Annotated in this window: 3 protein-coding genes and 1 pseudogene; 1 reads left to right on the plus strand and 3 read right to left on the minus strand. The window is 72.2% G+C overall.

Annotation, left to right across the window (positions count from 1 at the left end; translation table 11 throughout):
- Positions 1-85: 85 nt before the first annotated feature.
- The 3 genes from ACWDCZ_RS39090 to ACWDCZ_RS39100 form a co-directional block, all read right to left on the minus strand.
- Entirely contained in the window at positions 86-1,027 is a 942-nt protein-coding gene (locus ACWDCZ_RS39090; protein ID WP_449818446.1) for a hypothetical protein, read from the minus strand.
- On the minus strand, positions 1,024-1,989 hold the full coding sequence (locus ACWDCZ_RS39095; RefSeq protein ID WP_449818447.1) for a hypothetical protein: 966 nt from the start codon (positions 1,987-1,989) through the stop codon (positions 1,024-1,026). Before ACWDCZ_RS39095 ends, ACWDCZ_RS39090 begins: the two co-directional genes overlap by 4 nt.
- 146 nt (positions 1,990-2,135) lie before the next feature.
- Positions 2,136-2,828: a Crp/Fnr family transcriptional regulator gene (locus tag ACWDCZ_RS39100; protein ID WP_449818448.1), complete on the minus strand. Its 693-nt coding sequence runs from the start codon at positions 2,826-2,828 to the stop codon at positions 2,136-2,138.
- A gap of 470 nt (positions 2,829-3,298) precedes the next feature.
- Between ACWDCZ_RS39100 and ACWDCZ_RS39105 the strand changes: the two are divergent.
- A pseudogene (locus tag ACWDCZ_RS39105) lies at positions 3,299-4,092 on the plus strand (ATP-binding protein); the annotation flags it as partial.

The following is a 4,092-nucleotide window of genomic DNA, read 5'->3' on the forward strand; positions in this document are numbered from 1 at the left end:
GCAAGCTGCCGCAGCGGCTTCTCCCAGCTGTCGCGCGCGGTGGCCGGGCCGACCGGGAGTACACCGTAGGAGTTCGCGATCGTCTTCAAAGCAGGAGGTCGGGGACCTCCGTCTCCGCGAGGAAGCTGAGCCGCTGGCCGAGGTCGGCCGGGTCGGGGCCGTCGTCTCCGGACCGGCTCACCTCGTCGACGAGTTCGGCGACCTGGGCCGGCATCAGCTCGGGCGCCAGCAGTTCGTCCAGGTCCGCTTCCAGCCGTTGGAGCAGCGCCCGGCGTCGTCCCTCGTGGGGCACCACGGCCTCCAGGCGCGCGTCGAAGACCGCACGCGGCGACGGAGGCTTGTAGCGCACCGGGCTCAGGTCCAGATCGCGGGCCACGCCGCGCAGCCGGTCGGCGTCGTCCGGCAGCATGACCACCATGAAGGCGTCGGCGTCCTCCAGCCTCTGGCGCAGCTTGGCGATCGAGGCCGGTCCGAGCCGGACCGTGGGCGAGAGGCCGTGTACCAGGTAGCCGCGTGCCTCGGCGTGCGTCGGCCGCCAGGACGACAGGTCCGAGTCGCTGTCGAGCGCGCGCAGGGCCAGGCTGTTCCCGCTGCTCTCGACCAGCAGGTTGAGGGCGGTGGTCCGGCGCCCGGTGCCGGGTTCACCGGCAAGGAAGAGCAGGCGGGTGCCGAGCGTGCGCAGCGCCTCGGGGAAGCAGTCCGGCTTCGCGAATCCCGTCCGGGCGGCGAGGACCTCCATCCCGGAGATGGGGCCGTCCTGCGCCTCTACCCGCTCGCCGCCACCGGGGGCGGCCCCGGCGGCGCCGTTCTCGACGCGCTGGTCCCCGTGCACGGAGCCGGTGTTGATGTTGCCACCCGGCGCGTAGATGAACGGGCGGTCCGATCCCCACGCGGCGAACCGGTCCGTGAAATCGCCTTCGAGGTCGTCGGGGTCGAGGTCGAGGTCGAGGCCTCGGTCGTAGTCCCGGTCACGGTCACCCGGTGCGCCGGACGGCCCCTCGATGGCCGGGCGCTCGTCGGGGTTCACCGGCGGTGCTCGTTCTTGTCGCCGTGGACGATGTCGCCCAGGTTGCCGTTGACCGTCCCCACCTTGTGCCCCTCCACGCGGTCGCCGCCGTAGGAGTCACCGCGCACGTTGGTGACGGTCTGGCTGCCGTGCACCGTGCCGGCGTTCAGGTTGCTGCCGTTGCCCCGCTGGTTCACCGCCGTACGCGGCGCGCGGCGCTGCTCCCCGTTTCCGTCCGCCGCCCGCTTCTCCCGCCCCTCCTTCTCCTCGCGTCCTTCCTGCTCCTCCACCACCGCGTCGCCGAGGATCCTGCGGTCGTACAGGTTCCCGGACGGCGTGGGCACGTACAGCCACGCCCGCTGGTCGAAGCGCTTGCCCTCGACGGTGGCCGGCACCTCGATGAAGTGGTCGGGGTGGCGCCCGGTGTATCCGCCGGCCACCGCGTCCTGGTAGCAGCGGTCGGACAGGATGGCGGCGACCTGGGTGATGCTCTCGTTGGAGGCGGCCAGCATGGCCTTCACCGGACGGGAGTCGAGCAGCCGGTGGGTGTCGTTGCGCGGGGTGCCGTTGCCGTCGAACTCGCCGCCGTCGTCCGGGAGCGGGCCGATGTTGAGGCTGACCCGCAGCCGGATGCGCACCGTCCCGACCGAGTGCACGTTGAACTCGGTGAGCACCTCCTGGAGGGTGTTCAGCCAGGGGTGGATCAGGAAGGGCATCCAGGCCGGGTCGAAGCCGAACACGTACCCGTCACCGGTCGAGTTGGGGAACCGCCGGTCCTTCCAGACCTCGCCCAGTCCGGCCCGCTCGAAGGAGAGTCGGAGCAGCTGCGGCACGTTCGCGCTGATGGTGCCGTGCTCGATCGCCGGGTACCCGGTGAAGTCCTTGGCGTCGACGGCGACGATGCCCCGGTACGGCGGGAGGTGCCGGCTGCGGCTGTACGGCAGGGCGCTGGCCTCAGGCATCGGCTGGTCGAACTCCGTCATTCTCTGCTCCTTGTCGTTCCCGTGCTGACCTTGCGCCACCAAGCTTCGCCACCCGGCGTCGCGCGGTGTGCTCGCTCGGTGCGGTACGCGAGTGACGGATGTCACATCCGAGGCCGCGCGGGTCAAAGGAGTGCTGGGACGGAGCGTCAGTCGCGTGGAACGTCAGCCGCGCGCCGGAGTGCGGCGAGATCGTCGAGGGCGATGGACTTGCGGCCGGCCTCGACGCGGTGGGCGGCCAGGGCGGTGAGGCCCGCGGTGACGGTGTTCCGGGAGACGCCGAGGTGCTGGGCCAGTTCGTCCCGGGTCAGGGCGAGTTCGATCCGGCGGCCGGGCGTCTGCGCGGGGCCCGTGGAGAGGTCGGCCAGGGCGACCAGGGCGGCCGCCAGCCGGGGGACGACGTCGCCGCCGATCCGGGCCAGGTCGGATTCCCGCAGCCGGCCCATGGCGTAGCGGACCATCACGGGGAACAGCCCCCGCTCGGCGACGAAGCGCAGGAAGGCCTCCTTGGTGAGGACCGCGACCGTGCAGTCCGAGATCGCCTGGACGCTCGCGGAGCGGACGCCGTCGTCCAGGACGGCCACCTCGCCGAGGAGTTCGCCCGGGCCGCGGAAGGCCAGCAGCCGGACGTCCCCGTTGCGCTCCCGCCGGCTGACCTTGGCCACTCCGGTCCGCAGGGCGAGGACGTGGGTGCCCGGTTCGCCCTGGCGCAGCAGGGTGGCGCCGATCGGGTGCCGGCGTTCGAAGGCCTCCTCCAGCATGCCCGCCCACACCGCGTCGCCCATGAGGTGGCGCAGGGTCCGGCCCAGCGCGGCCGGTGTGCGGCTGTCGTGATCGTTCATGCGACGACCCTAGGAGGCCCGGCGCACCGCACGCAGCCGAATCGGGCCTGGCCGCGGCTCCCCTTCTGGGTGATTGCCGCGCCTCCGGTTGACCGGAGTCACCGCACTTAGCACGAACTCGGCGCGAGACGAGGGGACTTGGCGCGGAAACCCTTCGCATGAGCGAATCCGGCGCGGGTCGGCGGCGCGCGGGCGGCGCGACGAGAAGCCTGGTGGGTGGGCGGTGGCCGCTCCGGTTGCGACTGGCGTGCGAAATGTCGGGACTGTCCGGCAGATTGCCACAAGTCGGTTGCGGAACGGTATTTTTGACTTTCGGTCAGGATGTCCTGAACTTGGCTATGCTGCACCACCACGCCTCCGGAGCCGCTCCCCCCGCTTTTGTCCGTACTGTTCCGATCGTTTGAGGATGCTGAATGCTTCGAGCTGGATCGTCACCCGCCAGACGGCGCCGAGCGCCCCTGCTCGGCTGGTTGTTGCCGACGGCCGTGATGGCGGCGGCCGTGGCGGTCGCCGCGGTGGCGGTGTCCGCCGGGGCCCGGGCCGGGGTGCTGTGGTGCGGGGCGACGGGCACCGTGCTGGTGGCCGTGGTGGCCGCCGAGTCGGCCCGCCGGGGGCGGGCCCTGAGCGAGTCCCGTGACCTGCACGCCCGGCAGGTCGAGGAGTGGCAACGCAGGTTGGCCGGGCAGGAGGACGAGCTGGACCGGCTCGCCCGGGTGGAGATGCGCAGGGTGGTCGCCGGGGCCCGGTACGGGTACTCCTTCGACGTCCTGACCCGCCCGTTCGAGGAGAGCGAGGCGCCCGTCTCGCCACGGTTCCGCCGCTCGCTGGTGGCCGTCACCGAGGCCGTCGCCAAGGCCGTCGACGACGAGGTCAGCCGGCGCGACTCGGCCGAGCGGGCCTTCGTCAACATCGCCCGCCGGGTCCAGGCCATCATCCACCGGCAGGCCAAGGACCTGCGGGAGATGGAGGACCGGCACGGCAACGACCCGGCGGTCTTCGACGACCTGCTGCGCCTGGACCACGGCAACGCGCTGAGCGGCCGCCTGGCCGACAGTATCGCCGTCCTGTCCGGCGCCCGCCCCGGCCGTCAGTGGACCCGTCCGATCGCGCTCTACAGCGTGCTGCGCGGCGGCATGTCCCGGATCCTGGAGTACCAGCGGGTGGACCTGCACCCGGTGGCCCAGATCTCCGTCACCGGGCCGGCTGTCGAGCCGCTGATCCACGCCGTCGCCGAGCTGCTCGACAACGCCACCCGCTACTCCCC

This window comes from Kitasatospora sp. NPDC001225 (genome assembly GCF_053597855.1).